The organism is Moorena sp. SIO4G3 (assembly GCF_010692305.1).
In the GTDB taxonomy this organism is placed as follows: Bacteria; Cyanobacteriota; Cyanobacteriia; order Cyanobacteriales; family Coleofasciculaceae; genus Moorena; species Moorena producens_A.
Genome location: NZ_JAAHIG010000758.1, coordinates 1 through 1,143, shown reverse-complemented (window position 1 = coordinate 1,143; position 1,143 = coordinate 1). Strand labels below are relative to the sequence as shown.

Annotated in this window: 2 protein-coding genes; one reads left to right on the top strand and one right to left on the bottom strand. The window is 50.7% G+C overall.

The window, feature by feature from the left end:
- Window positions 1-101 precede the first annotated feature (101 nt).
- Window positions 102-176: a twin-arginine translocation signal domain-containing protein gene (locus tag F6J99_RS46140; protein WP_365975550.1), complete on the bottom strand. Its 75-nt coding sequence runs from the start codon at window positions 174-176 to the stop codon at window positions 102-104.
- A 186-nt stretch (window positions 177-362) separates the two neighbouring features.
- Between F6J99_RS46140 and F6J99_RS45235 the strand changes: the two genes are divergently transcribed.
- Complete coding sequence (locus tag F6J99_RS45235; protein ID WP_293124026.1) at window positions 363-842, top strand: MarR family winged helix-turn-helix transcriptional regulator; 480 nt, start codon at window positions 363-365, stop codon at window positions 840-842.
- Window positions 843-1,143 lie beyond the last annotated feature (301 nt).

Genomic DNA, 1,143 nt, shown 5'->3' with positions numbered 1-1,143 from the left:
CTTCAGCGAGCGCGGGAAATTTTGTCGGCCAAACTTGCGACCGTGTCTGTCTTTCGAGGATCGGCCTTGTCAGTCACTGCAAAACTCATTGTTTCTCATCGTCATCTTGAGTGCATTGCGCACATCGTGCCACTGACGAGTCCCCATTTCAAAAAATCGCGTCGATTTAAGGTCATTGGTTTTATCGTCCTGATTTGATTAGGAGGGCTATTACTAGGATGGCTTTTTTGTCAAACGATGAGTCGAAATATTGCGAAGATGTTAGACCCTGATTACAGGCAAGAACCGCAAAAGTTGCCTTGAATGACAAAATGCGTCAATATAATTGCATATGCAATCACTGATCTTCATCCCACACAATTATGGCGACTTCCCAACTCAACAGGTCTGTGAACCTGGAGCCAACTCATAACCATGTCTGGAAGCTATTTTTGACAGCTCATATCCTGCTGACGGAGCAAATTGAGCAGGAGCTAGCAGCGGCAGGCTTACCTAGCCTGAGTTGGTATGATGTGCTCTGGAGCTTGGAACAGGTGCCGGAGCATAAGATGCGATTGCATGAATTAGCCGATGCAATGCTGTTGCGCCGGAGTAACCTAACTCGGTTGATCGATCGCATGGAGGTGGCTGGATTAGTTTGCCGCCGCTCTTGTACGGTGGATCGGCGCGGCGCGTTCGCCGCAATCACAGCTACTGGGTTGGAGATGCGACAAAAGATGTGGGGGATTTATTCAGGGGCGATCGCCCAGCATTTTGGCCAACATCTAGATGAAGCAGAAGCAACCCAATTTACAGCCGCGTTGCAAAAAATGATCGGGGCCGCCAAGCGCAACCGAGCCTAATGCCAGCAGGCCACATCGAACTGGCCGACCCTAAAAATTCTCTAATCCACTTCCCTCGCAACCACATCCAAAACCCGTTCCTGAGTTTGCAGCGGCAGTTCCTCAAGTTGGGCCGTCGTAGCAGCAGTCAAGGCGGGAACGCTGCGTTGGCGGGCCAGGGTGGGTTGTGCAGGGGAAGCACTGCGATGCCACAGATCAAGCAGGCTCAAAATAAATCCAACCCCGAGATAGGTCGTACCCGTCAGCATAACGGCATCTATGGTGTAGGTTAAGACAGTCTCCATCAATCGTGCTCAATCGA

Coding starts and splice junctions, on each gene's coding strand:
- F6J99_RS45235 (WP_293124026.1), top strand. CDS start 363: ATGGCGACTTCCCAACTCAACAGGTCTGTGAACCTGGAGCCAACTCAT.